The organism is Nocardia sp. NPDC049220 (assembly GCF_040647855.1).
Classification (GTDB): domain Bacteria; phylum Actinomycetota; class Actinomycetes; order Mycobacteriales; family Mycobacteriaceae; genus Nocardia.
The window spans coordinates 1-25,096 of record NZ_JBEZDA010000010.1 but is presented as its reverse complement, the minus strand read 5'-3'; the positions used below and the strand labels follow the sequence as shown (position 1 = coordinate 25,096).

The window sequence follows — 25,096 nt, the reverse complement described above, 5'->3', positions numbered from 1 at the left end:
GACTTCCCTATCGCTGACTCAGGTGCGAATGCCGGAAACCGCGGCCGCGTACTACTGCGACGACGACGAGATCGCCGAGAGCGAGACCACAAGGAGGCCATTGGCTTCCTCGCACAGCAACAGCCGAATATCCACACGCTCAACTCGGCGCTGATGCAGCTTCTCCAGTGGCGGCTCAGTCGAGAATGTTCATCACCACCCCGAACAACATCAGGCCGATCAACGCGCCGAAGACCACCCAGCTGAAGCGGATCCAGTTCAATCCCGGCCACCTCGGGGGGTACGGGGCGATCGCGCCTGGAAGGAGGTGGAACCCCGGAGAGCGGTAGTGGACTTGTGTTTGATACCCGGATTCGACTGGGACGACAGTGTCGGCTGGTCCCATATCGGAATACCATGACTTGAAGAAGATTCGGTAGAACCAGTGTGGTCGCCGCGTCAATATTTCGACGCGGTAGAGCCCTGGGTTGGCGGGTACGTGTGTGACGCCCCAGGATGTATTCGGTACTTCATTGCCGTTCACATATATTCGCGGTCCGGCTGCCGCGTATGCGGGCGCTAGGATCCACCACCGGAAATAGGCGGTGTAGACCGTAATTCCGGTCTGACCTGGCTCGGGCCGATACGCTTCTACCGGGTACCGCTCCGCGTTCTGCGCGAACCGGAGTCTCGGCATATCGACTGTGTGCAGTGGCGGTGGCACGTAGTGAGCGGTGCCGCGATAGACGTGGACCTCGGGTGCACCGGGCGACTGGGGTTGAAATATGTTGCTCCGCGTACGTCCGCTGTATCCGTGCGGCTGTGGCGGACCGCCGAAACCAGCCTGCCCAGCCGGTGGCGGCGGCGCGTATGACCGGTTCTCGGGGGCGCCGATATGTGCATTCGGCCATTGCTCATTGCGCACGATGTGCAGTCACTCCTCACTAGGTGCCGACGATTCGCAACAAAACTCCCCCGCGAACCGCCGAACGCAGATGTCAAGCTTGTTCAGGTTGGTTTTGCTTACCCAGGACGGCGTAGATGACGGCGGTAACAGCCTGGGCGAGCGTGTGCACATCCTTGAAGGCACCGGCCATCTCGGTGAGCAGCGCCGAGATCTTCATGCTGTCGCGCCCGAATCTGAGCAGCACCGCGCTGACGACGTGTGGGGCCGCGGTGCACGCAGTTAAGGCGAGCTCGATGGTGTACCCGATCAGTGCTCCCACCAAGCTGGTCAGGATATCCTGCACCAGTTTTCGGAATGCCTTGACGATCTTCGACACGATGTCCATGGTCTCCCCGAGACTGGCCGCTATCCCACCTGCCCCGGCGATCTGATCGATCAGATCGCCGGCACGACTTCGGTAGGCGTCTCCAGCTTGGCCGGTCCATGTCGCAATATCGGCCTCCACCCCTGACTTCCACGTCACGCTCATATCGGTCAGCTCTTTGGCGATCTTGCTCCACGTAACGGAATACGCCTGCACCATATTGTCGTTTCCAGCGAACGCGTCCAAGACCTTCCGATATGGCTCGGCGTGCGTGAGCATCCATCCGGCGATCAGGTCGCCCGCGAATCCGAATGGATCGTAGCAAGCGTCGTATCCGGTCACGCCTACCTCGATGCCACCGAGGATGGCCTCGAATGTCTTGGCGTTCTTGAGATTCGCGTACGCCTCCCAGGCGTCACCCGCAATGGTTCCGGACAAGAAACCGGGGACGCCGGTCTTCTCATCCTGCTTCAGACCGATGTCGTGCAGCCAGAAGACGGTCTCCTGGAAATATTCGTCCCGGTAGTCGGTCCCGTCTTCGATCAGCGGGTTGCCCTCGGGCTTCTTCCGATCGTTGAAGCCTGGAGTGTTCTCGTTGATCCAGTTGCCGATCCCGGTGCTCACTTCGACCCTCCTGACGCGTCGGCGATCCTCCCGTGCAGTTCGGTCAGCGAGTTGCCGAAGGCACCATCCTTGTCGTCGAATGCCGTCGCGACGGTATGGAGTTTGTCCGGCAACGCCGCAACGTCCTCGGCGAGCTTGCGGATCACTTCGATGGCGTTTCGGTGATCGTCGTCCAGCACCATCTTCACCAGCGGTCGTGGGATCGCTCCGAAGCCGTCGTCTGCGGCGCCGAGGTAGCTGGCGGCCTCGAGAGACAGCGTCAAACTGTGCATGAGTTTCTGCAGATTCGTCGCGTGACTGCGGACTTCCTCGGGATCGACCGAGATTGCGTCGGGGTTGCCCATGGTTATATCAGCCAAGTCTTCCGGTTGTAGTACTCGTCGTCGGCGTCTGGTTCATCCGGGACAACGATCTGGTCGCGGTCAGGTTTGCGATTACGCGACCGCGACAGGCTCGCATCCGAAGAGGTCGGCGATTGTGCCGGGGAGGAAGCGGACGGGACCGACGGTGGAGTGTTGCCCGACGGCGGCGATGCGGAGTACCCGGAAGGCGCGACCGGGTCCGGCCCTGGATCGGGAAACCGCTGGGCGAACTGATCGATGATCGTAGCGCCTGCCTCGTCCGCACCGACGGTGTGCTGCACGAGTTCGGTGACCTGTGTACGCAATGTCGATTGCGCCTGTCGCATACAGGACATGATCTCGGCGGACAGCACCGCCGGATCCTGGCCACGCGACCCCGCCGACAGGTTGATCGCGGTCGGAACACCATTGCTGTCCACAGTGACACTCACCCGACCACCACCGCTGGACTCGGTGACCGTGAGCGCCGTCATCCGCTCCTGCAACTCCTGAAACCGCCCGGCCCGGCGCTCGAAATCTTCTGCCAACTGCGCAAAGCTCTCCGCAGCGCGGCTCGGATCGAATTCCGCCACAACACCTCCCATTTCGCGACTGCCCACCACCGACCTACCCGCCGAAGAACCCGACGTCGCGGATCGCGCAACGACGTCCTTCGCCGTTCATTCATCTGTTCTGACGCAGTGCGGGGCAGATCGGTTCCATCGGAATTCTGCGAGAGCCGCAGGTGCCCCGGCCCCGGTGGACGATGCTGGGCACGCGCCGCTCCACCACAGTTCGGAGTTACGATCCTGCTCGCGCGAAGCAGCATATACGTTGTCGCACAGTGTCTTCAGAGGTCTCGTTACGCCGTCAGTTTCGGCACCTCTGGCCTATCCATCGGGTCGCACCTGCCCGACCCGACGGGGCAGGGCGCACAACCGCTCGAGGTGTCTCAGTGGGTGTCTGAGATCTCGGCCGTCAGGCCGTTGAGCGCGCCAGCCGTCGTGACATGGTGACTCGCCAACGACAGCGCCATCATTATCGCGCTACTGCGCGCAGCCGCAACGATCGTCCCGGACGGCGGCTCGATCGCGCTGCCGGCCCCCGGCGATGAGAACACCGGATATCGAAGATGGGTCGTCCCACCGCGCGATGCGTTCCGCCCGCACATCAGCACCGTTGTGCAATCGATCATCACCTGCGCCGAAGCGCCGACCCTGCCGGAACTTGTCGGCCTGTCGGTAGCACAGGTTCGGAGCAACAGCTTGCAGCTGACCGGTAGGAGGAGTGATCGAGACATGTGCATGACGGGAAGGACGGATCGGGTCGTAGCGCGTGAGGAGGCCGCCCGGAATCTCTCATCCAGGGGCCTTGGCAACGTCTCCAGCTACCCTGCTAGAAAGATGCCTGTGAGCAGAGTGATGAGACGTCGTAGCTAGATGGTCGACGACTTCGCCGGTAATCCCCTGATACGCGCATTAGGCGAGGCAGCTCACCGCGTGGTGGATGCAGCGACGGAGGGAGCGCGCACGGCTGCCACATTCTATGGGCGACATTCCCGCACACTCGACCTGGGCGTCGTCCGCCACGTCGTCGACACCGATCGGGACTCTGCCGGAGCGTTGGATGCGCTCACCGTGGACCTTCACAGTGGGCCCATCGGCGATGAGCCCCGAAATGGCGACCAGGGTTTGCACCTGCCTGGCGAAACCACCTTGGATCGACCGCTGCTGACAATCGAGATGCGGCGCCGATACGTCGGTGAGGAGCGCCCAGGGCGACTCCTGCCTCGACTCCTGCCGGGCATTCGGTACTACGACGAAGAACAACGGAAGCAATTCCTTGTCGAGATTCGCGAAGGTCGGCTGTATGACGCGAAAGGCGAACTCCTCAACACGCGAAGACCAGGCCGCAACAGATTGGACAGGCGACGTAGAGCGATCTGGGTTATGGATCATGAAGGGAATTTGCTGGTCACGTTACCCAGGACGGACATTCATCATTCGAGCTTGACAGCCGGAGGACCGGTCGCCGGCGCCGGGAGCCTCAAGGTCACCATGGGTAGGCTCGACCTGCTCACCGATGTCAGCGGACACTATCGCCCCGATCGCAAATACACCCAACAGGTGGTGGACCGGCTCCGAGCCCACGGCCTGTCCGTTGATCCACATCAGATACAGCTGACGTCGCGGAAATGACGGTCAACAGAACTCTCGAGCGATGTTGGCACGAGAGCGGGCGCCGGACATGGGCTACCCGACGGCCACTACCTCGTCCGAGGGATGCGACTACGCCTTGTCCGCGATCACCAGTTCGGGTCGCACCCGCAGCCGGCCCGGACCCGTGCGGCCATGAGCCCGTCGGGCCACATTCGATACGAGAACGGCGCATGGTCCGATGGGCGGACCCGCGCGTGCGGAGATGCGCTACTCGATGGATCATGCATCGAGGGCTGCGGGTAGCTGGTCGGCGTTCGATCGAAACCCGTGCACCTTGCTCCACTGCTCGACATACGGGAAAGGCATGCTGTGACAGGCACTTTTGCGGCGTCGGACTTCGATCCGCGTGTGGATGAGTTCGACCCGGCACGACCTGAAGTGATCAGAGATCCCTACCCGTGGTTCGACCGGCTCCGCACGCTGGCTCCGGCCCATCGAGGTATCAACGGTCTGCGGTTTCTGACCAGATTCGCGGATATCGATCAGCTGCTGCGTGATCACCGGACCTTCGTACGCGGCGACTTCGCCGAGGTATTGGCTCGTAGCTTCGGACAGAACAGCCTGAACGATGTGATGGGCCGGTTCATGTTCGCGCTTGACCCACCCGATCACACCCGGTTGCGGCGACTGGTCGCGGGATCGTTCACGCGCGAGAAGGCCGAGCGCCTGCGGCCGAGAATGCGGGAGTTGGCGGCCGAACTCTTGGACGAGGCCGCGGCTCGGAGCGGTGACGTCCTTGATGTCATCTCGGATTTCGCATACCCGCTGCCGTTGCAGGTGGTGTGCGAGATTCTAGGGGTGCCGCCGGAGGATCGCGAGATGCTGCGCTCGTGGACCCACGACATCACTCCGACCGTCGACTTCGTCATCTCGGATGAGGTTCGGGCGCGGGGGATCGAGGCGGCCGCGCTGTTCAAGGGCTACTTCCTCGCCCTGATCTCGTTGCGGCGCAGGAATCGAGGTGAGGATCTGCTCAGTGAACTGCTGGACGCGGAGGAGCACGGTGAACGGCTCAGCGAGCGCGAACTCATCAGCCTTGCGGTGACGCTTCTCATCGCGGGGCACGAGAACGTCACCAACCTCGTCGGCAATGGGCTGCTTGCGTTGTTACGCCATCCCGCAGAACTCGAGGCAGCACGCAGGCAGCCGGAACGGGTGGCCGATGTTGTCACCGAGACACTCCGGTACGACTCGCCGGTCACGTATGTTCCGCGGCAGACCGCGAAGGCGACTCGGTTGGGAGACGTGGACCTGGCCGCAGGCGAGTCGCTGGTCGCGCTGTTCGGTGCTGCGAACCGCGACCCCGAGAAGTTTCCGGAGCCCGCAGTGTTTCGGTTGGATAGGCCACACAATGCCGAGCATCTCGACTTCGGCCGCGGCATCACTTACTGCCTCGGCGCACCGTTCGCCATTGTGGAGAGCGAAGTCGCGTTCGAAACGCTACTTGCACGTCTAGGCGATTTCGGCCTGGCGATCGGAGAGGACGAATTGACCTGGCGGCCGACGATCTGGGCTCGGGGCCTCGAGCGGCTCCCGATTACCATTGTCGGTTGAGTCCGTGCTGGTCAGGATGGTGTTGCCGAATGGGCGCCGGGGTTGCCCGGTGCCGTTCTACTGGGACTGCGATGAGGCGCGCCATCCTGCCGCACAATCGGCCTCGGTCCGGTGATCAGCCTCTGAACTCGTCGATGCTCGCGCCGCGCTCGACTGAAGTCGGCCGGGCGGTGGCGGCACCAACCAGTGGGGTCGACCACAATCGACCCCACCGTTCGGCCTCCCGTTCGCGGTTCCTATACCCGGCACTCGGCGAACTCTGTGGCAGGCCACAGAGCCCACCAGTAGTTCGTGTGCGCATTCGGGTCGATCCCACCGCCGCAGATCGGATCTCCACTGGTGCAATAGTTCCCGGTCCGCGCGGAATACAGATCCGGGACGTTCCCGCCGAGCCGACGGACCGGATCCCCGAACAGCAGCACCGCCGCCACCCGGGATTCCAGACCGACTGGCAGGGAGTAGATGCCGCCGAGCGTGGTCACGGTCTCGGTGCCGAGTACCCCGTGGACCACCACCGCGCCCTGCGAAAAGCCGACGAGCACGAACCGTTGCTCCGGACATATCGCCGCCTGCTGTAGCACATGGGCGGTCATGTCCTGGGTGCCACGGCTGACCGACGCCGGATCGAGCAGGTCCGCGGGGTAACTCACGCGATATGCCTGCGAACTCACCGACAGCGCGTGCCACAGCCTGTCATAGAGTGGGTCACCCACCGCCGAACCCAGATACCCGGGTTCGTGTGTCCCCCTGGCTATCGCGACATCGACTGCCACGCAGGACATCGCCCATGCGTGCAATCCTGCCGTTGCCCCGAATCCGGCGGCGAGCAGTAGCACAGCAAATGCCCTTGCCACACGACACTTTTCGAAATGAATCACCGTCCGGTTGGCCATCGCGCTCACCTACTCACGCCGTTGTGAGACAGCCGAGTGACCCTTGTCGATGACAATTCTCGGCTATATCCGCGAAGGTAAGAACGTCCCCGGCGACTGTCAAGGAACTCGACCCGACCGATGCGGACTCAGCGCCGAATCGTGTCCTGCCGCGTCGCCCTACGGAACGAGAACCGCTGCGCCGGTGAAGCGTCCGTGCGCGAGGTCGGCCAGCGCACGGTCGGCTCTACCGAGGGAGTACCCGTGCGTGGTCAGGCTTATCCGATGTTCGCCGGCGAGGGCCAGGAATTCACGGGAGTCCGCGCGAGTGTTAGCGGTGACGGAGCGAATCTCGCGCTCCTGGAAAAGATGCTGCTGATAGTTCAGCGCAGGAATGTCGCTGAGATGGATTCCCGCAATGGCGAGGACCCCGCCGCGATCGAGCGCGGCCAGCGCGGGCAGCACCAACTCGCCGACGGGCGCGAACAAGATCGCCGAATCCAACCGCACCGGGGATGGGTCGGCCGCGCCCTGCACCGACGCCGCGCCGAGGGCGGTCGCGAGTTCCCGCGCGGCGGGATCACGCGTCATCACGTGCACCTCGGCACCCTGCGCGACCGCGATCTGCGCGGCGATGTGGGCGCTGCCGCCGAAGCCATAGATCCCGAGTCGTCCGGCGGGCGGCAGGTTAGCCCGCCGCAGCGCCCGGTATCCGATAATGCCCGCGCACAGCAGCGGCGCGGCGTCCGCATCGGAGTACCCGTCCGGCAGGCGCAGCGCGTACGCGGCAGGCACACAGGCGAACTCGGCGTAGCCGCCATCGGCATCCCAGCCCGTGTAAGCCGAACGCGGACAGAGGTTTTCCGCGCCGCGCAGACAGAACGCACATTCCCCGCAGGTGTGCCGCAGCCAGGCGATGCCGACCCGATCCCCGACGGCGAACTCCTCCTCCGTCGCCGAGCCGAGGGCGACGACCGCACCGACGACCTCGTGCCCCGGCACGACGCCCGCACGGTGCACCGGGAGATCCCCCTCCACCACGTGTAAGTCGGTCCGGCAGACACCGCACGCGAGTACGCGCACCAACAGCTCGCCCGACGCCGGTTCCGGGATGACCGAACGCACCTCGTCCAGCGGACCGGTGTCGATGGGGCCCGGTCTGCGCGCCCGCCAACAGAGCATCGAGTTCGTACCGCCGCGGACGTCACTCATCGAATCACCTCGCACCGATCGGCTCGATACGGACCGGCCCCCGACCACGGCCGAATGTGCTGAGGCCACCCTACCTGGCGGTTTCCTACTCGCGAGGCCGCAACTCTGATACGTTGCCGTATTGGATACGTTTCTGTATCGAATGGCCGCGATCAGCCGGAGCCGAGGGAGGTGCTGGTGACGTCCGAGGCCACGCGTACCGCACCGACCCGAGCCACCCGACGCCGCACCGAGACGAGAAACCGGTTGCTCGCCGCAGCCTACGAGGCATTCGCCGAGGAGGGGTTCGGTCGCGTCACCGTCGAACGGGTTTGCGAACGGGCCGGGTTCACCCGTGGCGCGTTCTACTCCAACTTCAGCTCACTGGACGAGCTGTTTCTGACCATGTGGGAACAGCGGTCGGCGGCAATGCTCACGGCGGCGAGAGTCATCCTCGACGACATCGCCGCCGAATGCACCGCTGAGGTCAGCACAGTGGTCGAACGGCTGGAGCGGGCCGTCCCCGTCGACGAGGACTGGTACCGGATCACCACGGAGTTCACCACACACGCCCTGCGTACACCCACACTGCGCAAGGTGATGTCCGCGCGCGAGGAAGCCATCGTCGCGACCCTCATGCCGACCATCCTCACTGCCCTGCTGCGCGTCGGCCGCCGCGTGCCGAACCCGCACGCGCTCGGTCAGGCGCTCATCGCTGTCCACGACGGCACCAGCGTGCAAGTTCTGATGGAGCCCGACAGCGGTGTCGTCCGCAGCCGGCGCACCGAGCTCTTCCACCACGTCGTGCTGGCCTACAGCACCGCAACCGAAGGATGAACATGTCCCACAGCAGTTCGGATGTGGCACAGCGGGCGGACGTCATCGTCGTCGGCGCCGGACTCGCCGGCCTCGTCGCCGCGTATGAGCTGGTCCAGGCGGGCCGCACGGTCCACCTGCTCGACCAGGAGAACCGCAACAATCTCGGCGGTCAAGCGTTCTGGTCGCTCGGCGGACTGTTCTTCGTCGACAGCCCTGAGCAGCGACGCCTCGGCATCAAGGATTCCTACGATCTCGCGCTGCAAGATTGGCTCGGCTCGGCCGGGTTCGACCGCGAGGACGAGGACCTGTGGGCGCGGCAGTGGGCCCAGGCCTACGTACACTTCGCCGCCACCGAAAAGCGGGACTATCTTCGGACTCTAGGCCTGCGCGTGACCCCGCTGGTCGGCTGGGCCGAGCGTGGTGGTGGATTCGCCGACGGTCACGGCAATTCGGTGCCGCGGTTCCATCTCACGTGGGGCACCGGCCCCGAGGTGGTCCGAGTGTTCGCCGAGCCTGTCCTCGCCGGCGAGCGTCGCGGGCTCGTCGGTTTCAGCTTCCGCCACCGCGTGGACGAGCTGATCGTGGAGAACTACGCGGTGGTCGGCGTGCGCGGCACCGTGCTAGCGGACACCGATCTCGAACGCGGCAAGGCATCGTCGCGCAACGAGGTGGGCGAGTTCGAGTTCCGGGCAAAGGCGGTGATCGTGGCCTCCGGCGGAATCGGTCACAACCACGAGCTGATCCGCCGCAACTGGCCGACCGAGCGGCTCGGGAAATGCCCGGAGACACTCATCTCCGGTGTGCCCGCCCATGTGGACGGACGCATGCTCGGCGTCACCGAGGCGGCAGGCGGCGCCATTGTCAACCGGGACCGCATGTGGCACTACACCGAGGGTATTGTCAACTGGGACCCGATCTGGCCCGACCACGCCATCCGGATCATTCCCGGTCCGTCCTCGATGTGGTTCGACGCGCTCGGAAAACGGCTGCCCGCACCATGTTTCCCCGGCTTCGACACCAACGCCACGATGAAGGAGATCTTGAAGTCCGGCTATGACTACTCCTGGTTCGTGCTCACCCAATCCATTATCGAGAAGGAGTTCGCGCTGTCGGGTTCCGAGCAGAATCCCGACATCACCGGCAAGGACCTCAAACTCACGCTCAAGAGCCGGGTCGCGAAGGGAGCGCCCGGCCCGGTGGAGGCGTTCAAGCAGCACGGTGTCGACTTCGTCGTCGCGGACACACTGCGCGAGCTCGTCGACGGGATGAACAAGATCGCCCGAGGACCGCAGCTCGACTACGACAAGCTGGAAGGCCAGATCGTCGCCCGCGACCGGGAACTGGCCAACGCGTACACCAAGGACAGCCAGCTGATGGCGATCAGCAACGCGCGTCGATATTTCGGCGACAAGGCGGGCCGGGTCGCCAAACCGCACCGAATCCTGGACCCGGCCGCGGGACCGCTGATCGCCGTCCGGCTCAATATCCTCACCCGGAAGACTTTGGGGGGCGTACAGACCAACTTGGACTCGCAGGTGATCAAGCCGGACGGCTCCGCGTTTCCCGGCCTGTACGCCGCGGGCGAGGTCGCCGGATTCGGCGGCGGCGGCGTGCACGGCTACAACGCGTTGGAGGGCACCTTCCTGGGCGGCTGCATCTTCTCCGGCCGCGCCGCGGGGCGGGCGACAGCGAAACTCACCTGACCTCGCTAGGTGCGCACCGTAGTGCAGGCAGGTCCGATGGTGCCGCCAACGAGGTGACGGCGGTCGCGGTGAACGAAGGAGCACCGGTATACAGCCGCGCATCGGTAGAGCGTTGTCCCGGCCCCATGGTGACACCGGATATCTCGACGCGGTTGCCGTAAACATCCGTCAGCTGCGCGCCGAAAGGGCCGGAACCGGCGTCGGACAGGCTCCAGTAGTTGTCCATCCCACGCGTGAGTTCCCGCCACGGACCACCTCCGACAGGGCGAACAGCCACCTCGGACAACGCGTTTCCGGTGCCGCCGAACAGGATGCCGAACCGGGACGCCGAGGAATCCGGTTTCACCTGGTAGGTCAGTTCCGGCATCGGCTGCGGGTCCCGCACCACTCGATAGCGGACCTCCGCCACCCCGGCACGCGGATCGGCAACTTCTTCGAATGCCGCTGCGTTCAGAACCAGTTGCTCCGTAGTGCATCCCGGGCAACGGTCGACGACGACGGCCCGCACCGTTCCGCGTGGGCCCTGAACCTCGAGAGACGCGCCGCACAGGTCGGCACGGCCGTAAGCCACGGTCGACAGCGCGGCATAGAAGCCGTCCGACGCCAATCCGCTGAACGAGCACGCGACCCGTCGGCCGAGGGTGTAGTACCGCGCCGCACCCGTCACTGTCGACGAAGGCGGTAGGGTCCGCGGCACAAATGTCGAGGCCAGCAAGGGAACTCGGGACGGTGGGCTCGGCGCGAACCCCACTTCGCACATCGGCTGCTGTGGCTGCGCCAGCCCGAGGGCCGCGCCGGCGACAGTCAGCACAACCGCCGCCGACCACAGCCATCCGGCGCGGGATCGCCGCCGTTCGTTCGGCATTCGGTGCATCGCTCCCCCAACTCCGGATCGCCTGCGGACCGTCCATCCTGACGTCCTCAGAAAAGCAGCCCGGACGCCTGCGCACATCGCGAACGAAAAATCTTCACTCTGAAAGACTCACAATTCAGCAAGCGCGACGCAAACATCGAGCATCCGGTGGACACAAGCGCGGCAGGATCGAAAATGATTCGGCCCGAACGGCTTCCGCACCGCGCGGCCGGCCGACCGAACGATGCGACGTAAGCGCGGACGCCGGGTGCACGGAGCACGGAACTCAAACGGCACGGTCGGACATGAGCCCGCACACCGGTCACTGATAGTCCCAGTAGTGCAACCACTGCACCGAGGCGAACAGCAGCAGCGTCAAGGCGTAGAGCACGACAACCGCCGCCGCTCCGACGGTACCGACCCACCATCCCGCACCATCGACCGGATCGAGCCATCGCCGAAAGCACCTCGCGATCGCGGGCGACAAAATCCAACTCATCAACCCGACGCTGACGATCTGGCTCAGCCACATCGCCAACCAGGGCTGCGCGCCGATCCCGTCCAGCACCGGCCCGAGGAATCTGGACAGCGTCATCACTGTCGGATACAGCACCAACAACACCAACATGGCGATCTTCCACGTCGGCGTCATTCGTGTCTCACCGTCGACCGTTCGCAGCGTAGAACCGAACGGTGTGGTGTGCGCGGCGACCGTGAAATCCTCGGTCAGCTCCGAACGCAGTTCCGGAAGCGCGGCGTCCCGTTCTTTCGAGTGCATCCACTTCGACAGCTGGTGCCCGGTTCGAAACCGAACCACCGAATACCATCGGCCCGTATCACCGAACGCAAAAAGCAGGCCGCCCTCGAATCCGGAAAACTTCGCACTCGCCGCGACAAGGCGCGACTCCGTCGCGATGAATTCGGCTTCCCTGCCGCGGGCGACGCTGTGCCGAAAGACGCCGATTCCTGGTGGCGGCGATCCGCCTTCGAGGATGACAAGATCCGAGCTCTTGCGGCGGAACCCGAGTGCCGCGCCTTCGGTCAGCACCTGTGTTCGGTCGGGTGAGTCCAGGAAATCGTGCATCAACGGCTCGGATCGAAAAGTGACACTGAACCCCGAATCCAGGTGCGGGTCGTCGCTGATCGCCGCCGACGCCGTCACGAATCCGGGTGCAGTCTCGGCAATTTCGATGAGCCGCGTCAACCAGGCATGGAAGCCGGCACCGTCGGCCGGGCGGTGGAAGACGGTGACCGCGGTGGCGGCGGCTGTCATCGGTGCGCCATCACCGAGCGTCGACGCGACGGCCCCGAACGTAAGCCTCCGAGATTGCGGGCTCACGCATACCCATCAGCAGGGCGAACAACGTTTGATCCCGCGCCGATCTGGGGTCTCCGGACCGGATTCCGTGTGTCAGCGCACCCGCCAGGGCGGGCCATCGCGCCGGTTCGACAACCAGGAAGTCCGCTTCCTTGCCGAGATCGAAGTTTCCGAATCGGCCTTCCATATCCAGAGCCCGCGCGCCGGCCAGCGTCCCCGTGAAGAGCATTTCGGCCGGATGCATCGCCACTGCGTCGTCGCCCGGCTCGGAGATGTGGACCTTGAACGCGGCCGAGAGCACCTGCGGGATCAGCCATTCGTCGCCACCACCGAAGTCGGTTCCAACGGCCACGTTGACGCCCGAGGCGATCGTCCGTTTCCACGGCATCGTGCCGGATCCCAAGAACTGCTGCGAAACCGGACAGTGCGCGACCGATGTGCCGGTCTCCGCCATCCGCTGAAGCTCGACATCCTCGCAGTGCACGCAGTGCGCGAGAATACTGCGTCGACCGAGCAGACTCTTGCCCCCCTCGGCCGAGCCGGCCAGGAACTTCCCGTCGTAGGCGTCGAGGTACGAATCGACTCGGTAGACCTGCTTCGTGGTGTCGATTTCACCGGTTCCGGGGCGATTGTTCTCGTTGAGGTGGCTGTGGAAATAGACGCCGCGGTCGCGCACGGAATCGTATAGTTCACCAAGGTTCTTCAACGTCTCGCGCGTCACCGACAGCGCGAAACGCGGCACGATCGCCACATGAAGAAGTGCCGTCTCGACGTTTCCGGTGTCGGCTGCGTGCCACTTGTCGACTTCTTCCCTGCACAGCCTGACGGCGTCGTCCTCGGAGGTGATCAGGGGCGCCGCCGATTCCCCGCCGGTCGTCTGGACACCGCGGCCGCTGACCATCCGAAGACCGAACCGCAGCGTCTCGGTGAACAAGGCATCTTGCGCATGCGGGAAGGCCGACCCGAAGACCATCGCCGCCGTAGTTCCCGCCGCGGTGCGTCTGTTACAGAATTCGAGGGCAGCTCGCTGCGCGAACTCGATCTCGGCATACCGGGATTCCGCGGGGAACATACAGTGATCGAGCCACTCCGGCAACTGGCCGCCACCGTACGCGTCGCCGGCAAAAGTCTGCGGGAAGTGAACGTGGGTGTCGACAAATCCCGGAAGCAGAAAACCCGGGCGGTGATCGAACACATTTTCGTCGCGGAAAACGGTGGGGACTTCGGCGCGGTCACCGCAGTACGCGATTCGACCGTTGTCGTCGATCGCCAGCGCGCCGTCCGGTACCGAAACCAGTGCGTCAGCGGCATCGGCGGCGGCCGGGCTGCCCGCGATGTGGAAAATGTGCCCCAAGTGGACTTGGCTCACCGTCCGAGGAGACCACAAAACAGCCGGGCACAACAGTGGATCGCCGAAATAATTATCGGACATCACCCGTTTCGGACGTGATGACATCGCATACGTCAGCCCGGCAAGCCAGACGCACGAAGACTTGGTACATCGCCCCGCCGTCGTACGCACCATGCCATAGCGGCCGTCGTGCGCTCGTCAGCGGACGCACCGACGGCGATGACCACCGCCCCGAAAGTCGAGGGATACGCCGCCGATTCCCGGCGGCGCTAGCATCGGCGCGCCTGCCGAGGGAGGAGCGAACGTCCTGCCTCATGGGCCGCCTCGACCAGCACGCGTGCCAGGCGCGCGGTGTCCGGTACCGCCTGTTCACCGCCGATCCGACCCGACAGCGACAAAGCCGCCACCGCGGCGCCGCGGCTGCGAATCGGCACGGCTACGCACGCGATCCCGGGTAGCGACTCCTCGTTGTCGACGGCGACACCCTGCCGCTGGCGGGTGCGCGTGAGCTCACGATGCAGTTCGGCGCGGTCACCGAGGGTGCGCGGGGTGAACTGCGGGAGCCGGTCGCGGAAGGACACGTCGACGATGCTCGGTTCTAGTGAGGCGAGCATCGCCTTGCCGAGCGCCGTGCTGTGCGCAGGCATCCGGCCGCCCAGCCGGGTTGGCACCGCCGCTGCGCACCGACCCCCGGCTTTGTCCAGAAACAGCACCTCGCGCCCCTCCAGGACGCCGAGGTGACCGATCATCTTGGTCCGCTGACAGAGGTCGTGCAGCAGCGGGCTCACCGCATCACGAATCTCGTTGTGTTCGGCCGCCAGTCCACCCAATTCGAGCGTGCGCGTACCGAGGCGGTATCCGCCGGGCGCGTGCGCGAGCCAGCGCAATCGGATCAACTGGTCGAGTATGCGGTGCACCGTGGAGCGCGGCAGCCCGGTGCGTTCGGCGAGCCCCACCAGGGTCAGGGTCGGCGTCGCACCGTCGAATGCTTCCAGTATCAGCGTCATTCGCTCGATCATCGACACCGGCGGCTGCGCGGGCCGAGCGGCGGGTCCCGATCCCGTCCACAACTCGCCGGAATCCGGAGGGATCGCCGCCTCGACCGTCATTGTTCACCTCCACTGCATGATCGCCTAGAACTTAGAAGTACTTCGACCCGACTGGTTCGTCTCCGGCGCACGTTGGTTCTGTTCCGCCACAACGCCGTTCGAGGTCCCGCCGGGACAACGCCCACTATCACTTTCGCATCGGATTGTCTGATCGGGCAGCACACAGCGCTGCCCGGGCAGCTGACGCCGGTGCACCGCGCCCGTTCACCATCCAACTCCGACCCACCTACGCGGACCTGTGCTGGAATTCGATCAGCGCGTGCGGCCACTCGCGGCTGTCGCGCTCGGCGAGCAGGGTGACGTCCTGGTCGGTGGCGGGTTCGTGGTGTGGATCGTGGGCGGTGGGATGCGCGGTCATCGCGGACTCTCCGGTCGGGACGGTAACGGTGCAGACAGGCGTCGCCGCGGTTGAACGGTCGCGTGCCCCAGGATGCGGGTACCCGATCGAGCGGCTTCGACACCGCCGAGATGACCATCCACGGAACACGACTCGATCCGACACCAGAGTACGGGCTTACCCTTGAAGAAGACTTGGAGGTGACCCGATGACGGAGATGCGTCCGGACACCGCATGGGCGTTCCGAAAGCATGCACCCTGCCGACTGCCGAACAACCTCTGCGTGTCCGGGAGTTCCACGACCTGTTCGCCAGTTCCCTGCTACGTGTCGAGCGAATCGCGCCGACTCGACTGCGCCTGACGCTGGCGGCGGATGCCGAGCAATCGGCACGTGCCCTGGCCGCGCGTGAGGCGGACTGCTGTGACTGCTTCGCGTTCACGTTCATCCCTGCTGATGCCCCCGCTACCCACATGGACATCGAGGTACCCGGCGCGCAAGCCGCGGTGCTCGATGGGCTCGCAGCTCTGGCCGAGGCGGCGAGGACGCGGTGACCGGCAGGCACACCGGTCAGGCCGCCGTAGCCTTCCGACACACCACCGACGACCCAGAATAGAACACGTTCTTGTCTGACGACCTCGAGCGTGCCACCCTCGAGAGATGGATCTCGACGCCATCGAAGCGGTCCGACAGCTGAAGTACCGCTACTTCCGGACCCTCGACCTCAAATTGTGGAACGAGTTCGGCGACACGCTGACCGTCGACGCCGCCGGTCACTACGGCACCCACGCGCTCGGCGAACCGCTGCGCCTGAGCGGCCGCGACGCCATCATCGCGTTCATGCGGGAGAATCTCGGCCCCTCGGTCGTCACCGTCCACGTCGCCAACCATCCGGAGATTCATATCGACGGCGAAACAGCGACGGGCTCATGGGCTTTCGAGGACACGGTGATCTCGACGGAATACCGCGTCCTGATCCGCGGCGCCGGTTACTACACTGACACCTACCGCCTCGACACCGACGGCCACTGGCGTATCTCCTCGACCGGCTACCAGCGCATCTATGAAGCAATGCAGGCGCTGTCCGACACACCGAGTTTCCAACTGCTGTCCAACATGTGGGCACCCGCCGAATAGCCGCGTCGGGACGTCGCCGACCGGATACCCGGTGACGCTGGACAGCACGCGGGACCTGACGTCCGATCAGCGGCCCAGACGCACCGCCGGGCTGGTGATCAGCGGAAGATCGAGTGCGGTGAGAATGCCAGGCGGCGCCGCGACCACGGCGGGCACCGCGTTGACGATGCGCATACCGGTGGCCAGCAGAGTCGCGTAATTGTGATCGCCGTTGCGACTCGAGGTCACCAGATCCAGTGCGTAACTGGGCTCACCGGTGATCTCGACCCGATAGGAGCCCGCTCGGTGCGCGGGTTGCGGCCAGTCCGGGCACAGATCGGAGCGCAGCCGGGTCACATGCTCGAGCACCGTGACCGGCACGTCACCAACCATGCCACGCACCTCGAAACGCAGTGCGGCGGCGGTGCCTTCGGCGATGTGCCCGGTGACGATATCGAACGATTCCGGCGCGGGGACCCGCTCGTAGGTCTCGGTCACGCCATCGAGCGTGACGCCGATCCCCGCGGCGAGCTGACGGACTGTGCCGCCCCAGGCGAGGGAGAGCACACCCGGCTGCAACAGCATTGGAATGTCCTCGACCGGCTTGCCGAAACCCATGATGTCGAACATGACCTCGCGATTGTCGTAGCTGGCATAGTCGACGATCTCCAGACAGCGCACCTGGTCGATGCGCAGGCACGTGCCCGCGAGGGCCAGCGGAAGCAAGTCGTTCGCGAAACCCGGATCGATGCCATTGACCCACAGTGACGAGTTCCCCTGCACGGCAGCCGCTCGGACCGGCTCGAGCAGGTCATCCGGAAGCACGCCGTAGGGGTACTGGAAGAACACCGGAGCGCAGGCGACGACATTGATTCCCGCCGCGAGAATACGTTGGAGATCCTGCACCGCTTCGAACAGGCGATTATCGGTCATCGAACAGTAGACGACGCAGTCGGGACCCGACGCCAGCAGCGCAGCCGCATCGGTAGTCGCGGTGACACCCACCGAATGATCCAGTCCCGCAAGCATTCCCGCGTCGACACCATCCTTGGCGGGGCCGGACACCCACACCCCCGTGAGTTCAAGGTCGGGGTTGGCGATGACGCCCGCCAGAGCATGCCTGCCAACATTGCCGGTGCCCCATTGCACTACGCGATATGTCATGTCACAGATCCGGAATCGGTAGGTCGAGATTCGGAACGATCAAGCCGCCGTCGGGCTCGAGGATCTTGCCGGTGAGATACTTCCCGGCGGGCGAGACGAGGTACAGAGCCGCGGCGGCGATGTCTTCGGGTTCGCCGATGCGGTGCAGCGGGGTCTTGGTCTCCAGTTCGGTGCGTATCGCCGCATTACCGGCGACGACCTCGAGCGCAGAGGTCAGGATCGAACCGGGCGCGATCGCATTCACCCGGATACGCGGGTTCAGGTCGAGCGCGGCGAGCTTCGTGTAGTGAGCCAAGGCGGCTTTGACGGTGCCGTAGGCGGTGAACGCGCGCCCCGGCAGGCGTCCCATCGTGGAGGTGATGTTCACGATGGAACCGCCACCGGCGGTGTCGAGTATCCGCGGCACCGCCGCCCGAACCAAACTGTGCGCGGTGAGAACATTGAAACTGAACGCCTCCGCCAGCATCTGCGGTGTCGTGTCGAGCAACGGGCACGGCAGCGCACCACCGACATTGTTGACCACGATATCCAGGCGTCCGAACCGTTCGACGGCCGTCGCCGCGAGGGCCGCCGTAGCATCGGCGTCACTCAGATCCGCCGGGACCACATGGGCCTGCCTTCCGGTCGCGGCCACCTGCTCCGCGACCTCGTCCAGCTGGCTCTTCGTGCGTGCCGCCAGGACGATGTCGGCGCCCGCCTCCGCGAATGCCACGGCGATCGCCGCCCCGAGGCCGCGACCGGCGCCGGTGACGATGGCGACCTGTCCGTCGATACGGAACCGATCCAGAATCATTCGCGCCCCCTATGCGCTGCGCAGGCCTGTCGAATATTCGACACGATCTATTCTGATAATCGTCATCGTACGGAGTACGTCGGAGTCGAGACAAGGGGTTGACGCCATGCCGGAACGATCCCCGTCCCCACCTACGCGTCGCGTCGTCGAGATCGTGTCGCTGCTCGCGACCTCCGATGCGCCGATCAGCGTGGCAGGGATCGCCGAGCGACTCGGCATCGCGCGCACCACCGCGACCGCGATCCTGACCGAGTTGGACGTGGCAGGCTGGGTCATCCGCCATCCCGCCCGCGGTTACGGCATCGGACCCGCACTGTCCGGACTGTCCGGCGCCGCACTCCCGCACGGAATCGGAGAGATCCTCACCGCCCTGGCCGACCGCACCGGCTACGGCGCCACGTTCAGCCGGATCGAACCGGATCGACTCACGGTGCTCGATGTCCGGCACGGCATCGATCGCGTCGTCCCCGGCATCCCGGTGGGACACCGTATTCCGCTGCAGTTTCCCGCGGGCGCGAGCGTCATGCCGTGGCGTTCGGCGGGTGAGCAGAATACCTGGCTCGCCACCACAGCCAGCACCGACCAGCGCACCGCCGCTTCGCTGTTGGCGCTAGTCCGCGAGCGTGGCGTCGCTGTCTTCCGTCCACGCACCGACGACGCCGGGATGGTCGATCTGCTCGCTGATCTACTCGGCGCGGTCGGCGACGATCTCCGCCGGTCGCATCTACGGACCCGCGCTTTGCGCCAACTCGCCGCCCTCACCGCACGGCCGTTCACCAGAACGGAATTGGATTCCGACGACCAACTGCCCCTGAGTTATCTCGCAGCACCGGTTTTCGACCCCACCGGCACCGCCGCCTACGAAGTCCAGCTCGGGCCACTGCGCGCCGCCACGACGAAATTCGAACGCGCCGAGTTCATTTCGGCCACAATCGCGAGCGCACGGGAACTCACGGCTGCTTTGGCCGCACGTAAACTCGACAGCTGATCACAGACACGCTCGACAACTGCGCAGGTCCAGCAGAAGAGCAACGCCACAATCGGCAGCACGACACGCCCCCGCTCGCAGCCCAGCAAGGACAACGTAGTGCCATTCTTCGTCTGCCCTACCGGCCACCGAGTCCCCTACGCCCCCTTTCACCTGTAACTGACGGCGGAATTCGCCCGGCGAGCGATACTTAAAAACCTGTGGATGACCAGGAAGGATTACCTCCTCGAGCATCTGATCATGACGTGGCCCTGCGCCCGTTGTTCGCCGATTTGACGCTGAGAACCTTGTCGAGGTAGTCGGCGATTGCGTCTTTGTTGCGAGTCAGGCACTCGATGCGTTCGGACAGCCGAGCTTGTTCGCCTCGCAGCTCGGCGATCATCTCGGTCGTCACGTCGGGAACGTAGATGGACTGCGGCTTGTCCAGGCACGGCAGGAGCTGCTAGATGATACGGGTCGGCAGTCCGGCATCGAGCAGTCCCGTGATCTGCTGAACGACCTGCACGTGTGACTCTCCGTACTCACGGTAACCGTTGAGGGCGCGGCTGGGTGTGATCAAGCCCTGCTCCTCGTAGTAGCGCAGTAGCCGACGGGAGACGCCGGTGCGCTCGGCGAGCTTTCCGATTCGCACGTGCTCGAACTTACCCTCGACCTTCACACCTATGTGAATGTTCAAGACTCGCCGGATGGACCAAAAACAGCCGCACTCTGCCTGAACAACAGGTAGATGCCGGAGGCTGGCTCAGTTCCTGCGGCTACGACAATCACGACTGCATCGGAGGCTTCACATGAAACGGACTTCGCCTGCCCCAGAGAGCGGGAGTCGACCTACAACACGACTTGGTCGAAGCAGCCAGAACGGCCGAAGCGGCCGGATACGCCAGTGTGTGGACGTACGAACGACTGCTCTTCCCAGAGAAGCCCGCCGAACCCTATGCCCCGCCGAACGTGCCGTGGCCGGAAACCCAGCGGCAGGCCGCTGACCCCCTGGCAGTCCTCACGGCAGCGGCGGTGGCGACCGAAGAGGTGCGCCTCGGTACTGCCGTTCTGGTCGCTGCACTGCACACCCATCCAGCTGGCGAAGGCGCTGGCTACGATCGATCAGATCAGTGGCGGCCGCGTGGTCGCAGGCATGGGCACCGGCTGGTCCACCGACGAACTCCAGGCCACTGGCGCCACTCGAGCGGATCGCGGCCGCTTCCTCGACGAGACGCTGGACGTCTTCGATCAGGTGATGGACGACGTCCGAACGGCCGCAGCCGCTGGCGCAGACGAACTCATCGTGGATCTGAATCTGCAGGACTGGTTCACCAGCACTCAGCAAATGCTCGAGACGGCGGTGGAGATCCGCGAACGGGCCGTCGCCTGATAACCGATGTTGCCAACGCCCGAAACAGCGAGAAATACTTGGACGATTCCGTAATGTCGGTGTGATCTGTTGTCGTGTGGGGGAAATGCCGAAGGCCCTCGACTGTGTCGAGGGCCTTCGGTGAAGGATGTTCCGGCGGTGTCCTACTCTCCCACACCCTGTCGAGTGCAGTACCATCGGCGCTGGCAGGCTTAGCTTCCGGGTTCGGAATGGGACCGGGCGTTTCCCTGCCGCTATGGCCGCCGTAACTCTATGAAACTATCCACCCGTAAACACCCCATCCCGTACCGAGACGGTGGGATTGTTCACAGGGTTGTGTGTTGTTTCAGATACCGCACAGTGGACGCGTAGCTTCTTTGTTGGTAAGTCCTCGGCCGATTAGTACCAGTCACCTACACACGTTACCGTGCTTCCAGTTCTGGCCTATCAACCCCATGGTCTGTAGGGGGCCTTAACCACTCGAAGGTGGTGAGAAACCTCATCTTGGAACAGGCTTCCCGCTTAGATGCTTTCAGCGGTTATCCCTTCCGAACGTAGCCAACCAGCAGTGCCCTTGGCAGGACAACTGGCACACCAGAGGTTCGTCCGTCCCGGTCCTCTCGTACTAGGGACAGCCTTCCTCAAGTTTCTGACGCGCGCGGCGGATAGAGACCGAACTGTCTCACGACGTTCTAAACCCAGCTCGCGTGCCGCTTTAATGGGCGAACAGCCCAACCCTTGGGACCTACTCCAGCCCCAGGATGCGACGAGCCGACATCGAGGTGCCAAACCATCCCGTCGATATGGACTCTTGGGGAAGATCAGCCTGTTATCCCCGGGGTACCTTTTATCCGTTGAGCGACACCGCTTCCACTTGCCGGTGCCGGATCACTAGTCCCGACTTTCGTCCCTGCTCGAGCTGTCGCTCTCACAGTCAAGCTCCCTTGTGCACTTGCACTCGACACCTGATTGCCAACCAGGCTGAGGGAACCTTTGGGCGCCTCCGTTACATTTTAGGAGGCAACCGCCCCAGTTAAACTACCCACCAGGCACTGTCCCTGAACCAGATCATGGTCCGAGGTTAGAAGTCCAATACGATCAGAGTGGTATTTCAACGACGACTCCACAAACACTAGCGTGCCCGCTTCACAGTCTCCCACCTATCCTACACAAACCGTACCGAACACCAATACCAAGCTATAGTGAAGGTCCCGGGGTCTTTTCGTCCTGCCGCGCGTAACGAGCATCTTTACTCGTAATGCAATTTCGCCGAGTCTGTGGTTGAGACAGCAGAGAAGTCGTTACGCCATTCGTGCAGGTCGGAACTTACCCGACAAGGAATTTCGCTACCTTAGGATGGTTATAGTTACCACCGCCGTTTACCGGGGCTTAAATTCTCAGCTTCGCACCCGAAGGCGCTAACCGGTCCTCTTAACCTTCCGGCACCGGGCAGGCGTCAGTCCGTATACATCGTCTTACGACTTCGCACGGACCTGTGTTTTTAGTAAACAGTCGCTTCTCTCTGGTCTCTGCGACCACCACCAGCTCAGGGAGCAAGTCCCGTCACCAGCGTTGGTCCCCCTTCTCCCGAAGTTACGGGGGCATTTTGCCGAGTTCCTTAACCACAGTTCTCTCGATCGCCTCGGTATTCTCTACCTGACCACCTGTGTCGGTTTGGGGTACGGGCCGTGTACCAACTCACTAGAGGCTTTTCTCGGCAGCATAGGATCACTGAATTCGCCTCAATCGGCTACGCATCACCTCTCAGGCACATGCGACACGGATTTACCTATGTCACGCCCTACAGGCTTACACCAGTACAACCACTGACTGGCCCAGCTACCTTCCTGCGTCACCCCATCGCTTGACTACTACCAACGAAGGTCCCGTGCAGCCAGCTCCGGCTCCCCGAAGGGAGTCCATCACCTTTTGGACGGTTAGTACCATTGATTCATCATGGGCGCGGATACACGGGTACGGGAATATCAACCCGTTGTCCATCGACTACGCCTGTCGGCCTCGCCTTAGGTCCCGACTCACCCTGGGCGGATTAACCTGGCCCAGGAACCCTTGGTCATTCGGCGGACGAGTTTCTCACTCGTCTTTCGCTACTCATGCCTGCATTCTCACTCCTGTAGCCTCCACACCTGGATCACTCCGGCGCTTCCCTGGCAACAGGACGCTCCCCTACCCATCCACACCACTGCCAACCCCCAAAAGGGCTGGAATGTCATGTGTGAATGCCGCGGCTTCGGCGGTGTACTTGAGCCCCGCTACATTGTCGGCGCAGGATCACTTGACCAGTGAGCTATTACGCACTCTTTCAAGGGTGGCTGCTTCTAAGCCAACCTCCTGGTTGTCTTCGCGACCCCACATCCTTTTCCACTTAGTACACGCTTAGGGGCCTTAGCCGGCGATCTGGGCTGTTTCCCTCTCGACTACGAAGCTTATCCCCCGCAGTCTCACTGCCACGCTCTCACACACCGGCATTCGGAGTTTGGCTGATTTCGGTAAGCTTGTAGGCCCCCTAGACCATCCAGTAGCTCTACCTCCGGTGTGAAACACGTGACGCTGCACCTAAATGCATTTCGGGGAGAACCAGCTATCACGGAGTTTGATTGGCCTTTCACCCCTACCCACAGCTCATCCCCTCAGTTTTCAACCTAAGTGGGTTCGGGCCTCCACGACGTCTTACCGTCGCTTCACCCTGGCCATGGGTAGATCACTCCGCTTCGGGTCTAGAACATGCGACTCAAACGCCCTATTCGGACTCGCTTTCGCTACGGCTACCCCACACGGGTTAACCTCGCCACATGCCACTAACTCGCAGGCTCATTCTTCAAAAGGCACGCCATCACCCCACCCCGAAGGGAAGGCTCTGACGGATTGTAAGCGCACGGTTTCAGGTACTATTTCACTCCCCTCCCGGGGTACTTTTCACCTTTCCCTCACGGTACTAGTCCGCTATCGGTCACCAGGGAGTATTCAGGCTTACCGGGTGGTCCCGGCAGATTCACAGCAGATTTCACGGGCCCGCTGCTACTCGGGCACCCACTACGACAGAGCACGTGTTTTCGTCTACGGGATTCTCACCCTCTACGACAGGCCATCCCAGACCACTTCGACTAACACGAACTTTTCTGACTGTCGCTCATCACGGCAGCAATGAGAAAATGGGCCCCACAACCCCACACGGACAACCCCTGCCGGGTATCACATCCGCATGGTTTAGCCTCATCCGCTTTCGCTCGCCACTACTCACGGAATCACAATTGTTTTCTCTTCCTGTGGGTACTGAGATGTTTCACTTCCCCACGTTCCCTCCACACACCCTATATATTCAGATGCGGGTAACACGACATCACTCGTGCTGGGTTTCCCCATTCGGAAATCCTCGGATCTCAGCTCGGTTGACAGCTCCCCGAGGCTTATCGCAGCCTCCTACGTCCTTCATCGGCTCCTGGTGCCAAGGCATCCACCGTACGCTCTTAAACACTTACAAACAAAGATGCTCGCGTCCACTGTGCAGTTCTCAAACAACACACCCGATGAAACCCAACCCGACACCAGCACCTCAACCCAAAGGCCGAGGCCGGTATGACCGGAGATCCCACCAGATCGTTATTCTTTGCCTAGAAAGAAACACTCGCGTGTTCTCTCAGGACCCAACAGTGTGTCGATATATTCACCGCGACCAACCACACAGGACTGATCGAATGCGATAAAACTTGTCAGCGTTCCACCCATGAGCGTCCGCAGTCCTACAGATGAGAACTCAACGGTCTCTGGCATCAACGTTTACCATCCCCGACTCTTCGGGGTGCGATGCAGAAGTGCTCCTTAGAAAGGAGGTGATCCAGCCGCACCTTCCGGTACGGCTACCTTGTTACGACTTCGTCCCAATCGCCAATCCCACCTTCGACGGCTCCCTCCACAAGGGTTAGGCCACCGGCTTCGGGTGTTACCGACTTTCATGACGTGACGGGCGGTGTGTACAAGGCCCGGGAACGTATTCACCGCAGCGTTGCTGATCTGCGATTACTAGCGACTCCAACTTCACGGGGTCGAGTTGCAGACCCCGATCCGAACTGAGACCGGCTTTAAGGGATTCGCTCCACCTCACGGTATCGCAGCCCTCTGTACCGGCC

General features: G+C 63.4%; 22 protein-coding genes, 3 rRNA genes and 1 pseudogene. 8 read left to right on the top strand and 18 right to left on the bottom strand.

Features of this window, described 5'->3' with window-relative positions; translation table 11 throughout:
* Positions 1–175: 175 nt before the first annotated feature.
* The 4 genes from AB0C34_RS20995 to AB0C34_RS20980 form a co-directional block, all read right to left on the bottom strand.
* A complete protein-coding gene (locus tag AB0C34_RS20995; protein ID WP_357075355.1) occupies positions 176–676 on the bottom strand; it encodes a hypothetical protein in 501 nt (166 codons plus the stop codon).
* 301 nt (positions 677–977) lie between these two features.
* Positions 978–1,874, bottom strand: a complete 897-nt coding sequence (locus AB0C34_RS20990; protein ID WP_357075352.1) for a hypothetical protein — start codon at positions 1,872–1,874, stop codon at positions 978–980.
* Complete coding sequence (locus tag AB0C34_RS20985) at positions 1,871–2,233, bottom strand: hypothetical protein (protein WP_357075349.1); 363 nt, start codon at positions 2,231–2,233, stop codon at positions 1,871–1,873. Before AB0C34_RS20985 ends, AB0C34_RS20990 begins: the two co-directional genes overlap by 4 nt.
* The gene (locus AB0C34_RS20980) at positions 2,221–2,808 is read right to left on the bottom strand and encodes a YbaB/EbfC family nucleoid-associated protein (RefSeq protein WP_357075346.1); all 588 of its coding nucleotides are present in this window, start codon (positions 2,806–2,808) and stop codon (positions 2,221–2,223) included. Before AB0C34_RS20980 ends, AB0C34_RS20985 begins: the two co-directional genes overlap by 13 nt.
* 846 nt (positions 2,809–3,654) lie before the next feature.
* On the opposite strand from AB0C34_RS20980, the gene AB0C34_RS20975 reads away from it, so the two are divergent.
* Together AB0C34_RS20975 and AB0C34_RS20970 are read left to right on the top strand one after the other, a co-directional pair.
* Positions 3,655–4,413, top strand: a complete 759-nt coding sequence (locus AB0C34_RS20975) for a hypothetical protein (protein WP_357075343.1) — start codon at positions 3,655–3,657, stop codon at positions 4,411–4,413.
* A gap of 369 nt (positions 4,414–4,782) precedes the next feature.
* A complete protein-coding gene (locus AB0C34_RS20970; RefSeq protein ID WP_357075341.1) occupies positions 4,783–5,988 on the top strand; it encodes a cytochrome P450 in 1,206 nt (401 codons plus the stop codon).
* 236 nt (positions 5,989–6,224) lie between these two features.
* On the opposite strand, the gene AB0C34_RS20965 is transcribed toward AB0C34_RS20970, so the two are convergent.
* Positions 6,225–6,842 carry a cutinase family protein gene (locus AB0C34_RS20965; protein WP_357075338.1) on the bottom strand — a complete coding sequence of 206 codons (618 nt, stop codon included), beginning with the start codon at positions 6,840–6,842 and terminating at the stop codon, positions 6,225–6,227.
* Positions 6,843–7,040: 198 nt separating this feature from the next.
* Positions 7,041–8,042, bottom strand: a complete 1,002-nt coding sequence (locus tag AB0C34_RS20960; RefSeq protein ID WP_357075862.1) for a zinc-binding alcohol dehydrogenase family protein — start codon at positions 8,040–8,042, stop codon at positions 7,041–7,043.
* A 204-nt stretch (positions 8,043–8,246) separates the two neighbouring features.
* Between AB0C34_RS20960 and AB0C34_RS20955 the strand changes: the two genes are divergently transcribed.
* Both AB0C34_RS20955 and AB0C34_RS20950 read left to right on the top strand, forming a co-directional pair.
* Positions 8,247–8,888 carry a TetR/AcrR family transcriptional regulator gene (locus AB0C34_RS20955; RefSeq protein WP_357075859.1) on the top strand — a complete coding sequence of 214 codons (642 nt, stop codon included), beginning with the start codon at positions 8,247–8,249 and terminating at the stop codon, positions 8,886–8,888.
* Positions 8,885–10,573 (top strand): FAD-binding dehydrogenase, encoded by a 1,689-nt coding sequence (locus AB0C34_RS20950; protein WP_357075335.1) that lies wholly within the window; start codon positions 8,885–8,887, stop codon positions 10,571–10,573. The genes AB0C34_RS20955 and AB0C34_RS20950 overlap by 4 nt, the downstream gene beginning before the upstream one ends.
* Here AB0C34_RS20950 and AB0C34_RS20945 read toward each other — a convergent pair.
* From AB0C34_RS20945 to AB0C34_RS20925, 5 genes are all read right to left on the bottom strand, one after another.
* Positions 10,566–11,438 (bottom strand): expansin EXLX1 family cellulose-binding protein, encoded by an 873-nt coding sequence (locus tag AB0C34_RS20945; RefSeq protein WP_357075332.1) that lies wholly within the window; start codon positions 11,436–11,438, stop codon positions 10,566–10,568. The two genes, AB0C34_RS20950 and AB0C34_RS20945, sit on opposite strands and share 8 nt — an antisense overlap.
* Positions 11,439–11,748: 310 nt before the next feature.
* The gene (locus AB0C34_RS20940; RefSeq protein ID WP_357075329.1) at positions 11,749–12,699 is read right to left on the bottom strand and encodes an antibiotic biosynthesis monooxygenase; all 951 of its coding nucleotides are present in this window, start codon (positions 12,697–12,699) and stop codon (positions 11,749–11,751) included.
* Between the two features lie 10 nt (positions 12,700–12,709).
* Positions 12,710–14,113 carry an amidohydrolase family protein gene (locus tag AB0C34_RS20935; protein ID WP_357075326.1) on the bottom strand — a complete coding sequence of 468 codons (1,404 nt, stop codon included), beginning with the start codon at positions 14,111–14,113 and terminating at the stop codon, positions 12,710–12,712.
* A gap of 251 nt (positions 14,114–14,364) precedes the next feature.
* Entirely contained in the window at positions 14,365–15,204 is an 840-nt protein-coding gene (locus tag AB0C34_RS20930; protein ID WP_357075323.1) for an IclR family transcriptional regulator, read from the bottom strand.
* A gap of 226 nt (positions 15,205–15,430) precedes the next feature.
* Positions 15,431–15,562 carry a hypothetical protein gene (locus AB0C34_RS20925; protein ID WP_357075320.1) on the bottom strand — a complete coding sequence of 44 codons (132 nt, stop codon included), beginning with the start codon at positions 15,560–15,562 and terminating at the stop codon, positions 15,431–15,433.
* A 213-nt stretch (positions 15,563–15,775) separates the two neighbouring features.
* Between AB0C34_RS20925 and AB0C34_RS20920 the strand changes: the two genes are divergently transcribed.
* Both AB0C34_RS20920 and AB0C34_RS20915 read left to right on the top strand, forming a co-directional pair.
* Positions 15,776–16,093, top strand: a complete 318-nt coding sequence (locus AB0C34_RS20920; RefSeq protein WP_357075317.1) for a hypothetical protein — start codon at positions 15,776–15,778, stop codon at positions 16,091–16,093.
* Positions 16,094–16,199: 106 nt separating this feature from the next.
* Positions 16,200–16,676, top strand: coding sequence for a nuclear transport factor 2 family protein (locus AB0C34_RS20915; protein WP_357075314.1), 477 nt, complete (start codon positions 16,200–16,202; stop codon positions 16,674–16,676).
* 66 nt (positions 16,677–16,742) lie between these two features.
* Here the strand turns inward: AB0C34_RS20915 and AB0C34_RS20910 are convergent, their stop codons facing one another.
* Both AB0C34_RS20910 and AB0C34_RS20905 read right to left on the bottom strand, forming a co-directional pair.
* Complete coding sequence (locus AB0C34_RS20910) at positions 16,743–17,819, bottom strand: diacylglycerol kinase (protein WP_357075311.1); 1,077 nt, start codon at positions 17,817–17,819, stop codon at positions 16,743–16,745.
* A 1-nt stretch (position 17,820) separates the two neighbouring features.
* The gene (locus AB0C34_RS20905; protein ID WP_357075308.1) at positions 17,821–18,612 is read right to left on the bottom strand and encodes an SDR family oxidoreductase; all 792 of its coding nucleotides are present in this window, start codon (positions 18,610–18,612) and stop codon (positions 17,821–17,823) included.
* Between the two features lie 106 nt (positions 18,613–18,718).
* Between AB0C34_RS20905 and AB0C34_RS20900 the strand changes: the two genes are divergently transcribed.
* Entirely contained in the window at positions 18,719–19,600 is an 882-nt protein-coding gene (locus AB0C34_RS20900; protein WP_357075305.1) for a helix-turn-helix domain-containing protein, read from the top strand.
* A gap of 238 nt (positions 19,601–19,838) precedes the next feature.
* Here AB0C34_RS20900 and AB0C34_RS20895 read toward each other — a convergent pair whose 3' ends face one another.
* Both AB0C34_RS20895 and AB0C34_RS20890 read right to left on the bottom strand, forming a co-directional pair.
* The gene (locus AB0C34_RS20895) at positions 19,839–19,994 is read right to left on the bottom strand and encodes a hypothetical protein (RefSeq protein WP_357075303.1); all 156 of its coding nucleotides are present in this window, start codon (positions 19,992–19,994) and stop codon (positions 19,839–19,841) included.
* 48 nt (positions 19,995–20,042) lie between these two features.
* The gene (locus AB0C34_RS20890) at positions 20,043–20,231 is read right to left on the bottom strand and encodes a MerR family transcriptional regulator (RefSeq protein WP_357075300.1); all 189 of its coding nucleotides are present in this window, start codon (positions 20,229–20,231) and stop codon (positions 20,043–20,045) included.
* A 254-nt stretch (positions 20,232–20,485) separates the two neighbouring features.
* Here AB0C34_RS20890 and AB0C34_RS20885 point away from each other — a divergent pair.
* Positions 20,486–20,969 (top strand): annotated as a pseudogene (locus AB0C34_RS20885) (LLM class flavin-dependent oxidoreductase).
* Between the two features lie 130 nt (positions 20,970–21,099).
* Here the strand turns inward: AB0C34_RS20885 and rrf are convergent.
* From rrf to AB0C34_RS20870, 3 genes are all read right to left on the bottom strand, one after another.
* Positions 21,100–21,216: ribosomal RNA gene (gene rrf / locus AB0C34_RS20880) — 5S ribosomal RNA — on the bottom strand.
* A 111-nt stretch (positions 21,217–21,327) separates the two neighbouring features.
* A 23S ribosomal RNA gene (locus tag AB0C34_RS20875) occupies positions 21,328–24,450 on the bottom strand.
* Positions 24,451–24,792: 342 nt separating this feature from the next.
* Positions 24,793–25,096: ribosomal RNA gene (locus AB0C34_RS20870) — 16S ribosomal RNA — on the bottom strand; the annotation flags it as partial.

Excerpts from the sequence above, each read along its gene's own strand:
- AB0C34_RS20995 (WP_357075355.1), bottom strand. The coding sequence starts at position 676 with ATGCCGAGACTCCGGTTCGCGCAGAACGCGGAGCGGTACCCGGTAGAA.
- AB0C34_RS20975 (WP_357075343.1), top strand. The coding sequence starts at position 3,655 with ATGGTCGACGACTTCGCCGGTAATCCCCTGATACGCGCATTAGGCGAG.
- AB0C34_RS20960 (WP_357075862.1), bottom strand. The coding sequence starts at position 8,042 with ATGCTCTGTTGGCGGGCGCGCAGACCGGGCCCCATCGACACCGGTCCG.
- AB0C34_RS20950 (WP_357075335.1), top strand. The coding sequence starts at position 8,885 with ATGAACATGTCCCACAGCAGTTCGGATGTGGCACAGCGGGCGGACGTC.
- AB0C34_RS20945 (WP_357075332.1), bottom strand. The coding sequence starts at position 11,438 with ATGCCGAACGAACGGCGGCGATCCCGCGCCGGATGGCTGTGGTCGGCG.
- AB0C34_RS20940 (WP_357075329.1), bottom strand. The coding sequence starts at position 12,699 with ATGACAGCCGCCGCCACCGCGGTCACCGTCTTCCACCGCCCGGCCGAC.
- AB0C34_RS20930 (WP_357075323.1), bottom strand. The coding sequence starts at position 15,204 with ATGACGGTCGAGGCGGCGATCCCTCCGGATTCCGGCGAGTTGTGGACG.
- AB0C34_RS20925 (WP_357075320.1), bottom strand. The coding sequence starts at position 15,562 with ATGACCGCGCATCCCACCGCCCACGATCCACACCACGAACCCGCCACC.
- AB0C34_RS20920 (WP_357075317.1), top strand. The coding sequence starts at position 15,776 with ATGGGCGTTCCGAAAGCATGCACCCTGCCGACTGCCGAACAACCTCTG.
- AB0C34_RS20915 (WP_357075314.1), top strand. The coding sequence starts at position 16,200 with ATGGATCTCGACGCCATCGAAGCGGTCCGACAGCTGAAGTACCGCTAC.
- AB0C34_RS20910 (WP_357075311.1), bottom strand. The coding sequence starts at position 17,819 with ATGACATATCGCGTAGTGCAATGGGGCACCGGCAATGTTGGCAGGCAT.
- AB0C34_RS20905 (WP_357075308.1), bottom strand. The coding sequence starts at position 18,612 with ATGATTCTGGATCGGTTCCGTATCGACGGACAGGTCGCCATCGTCACC.
- AB0C34_RS20900 (WP_357075305.1), top strand. The coding sequence starts at position 18,719 with ATGCCGGAACGATCCCCGTCCCCACCTACGCGTCGCGTCGTCGAGATC.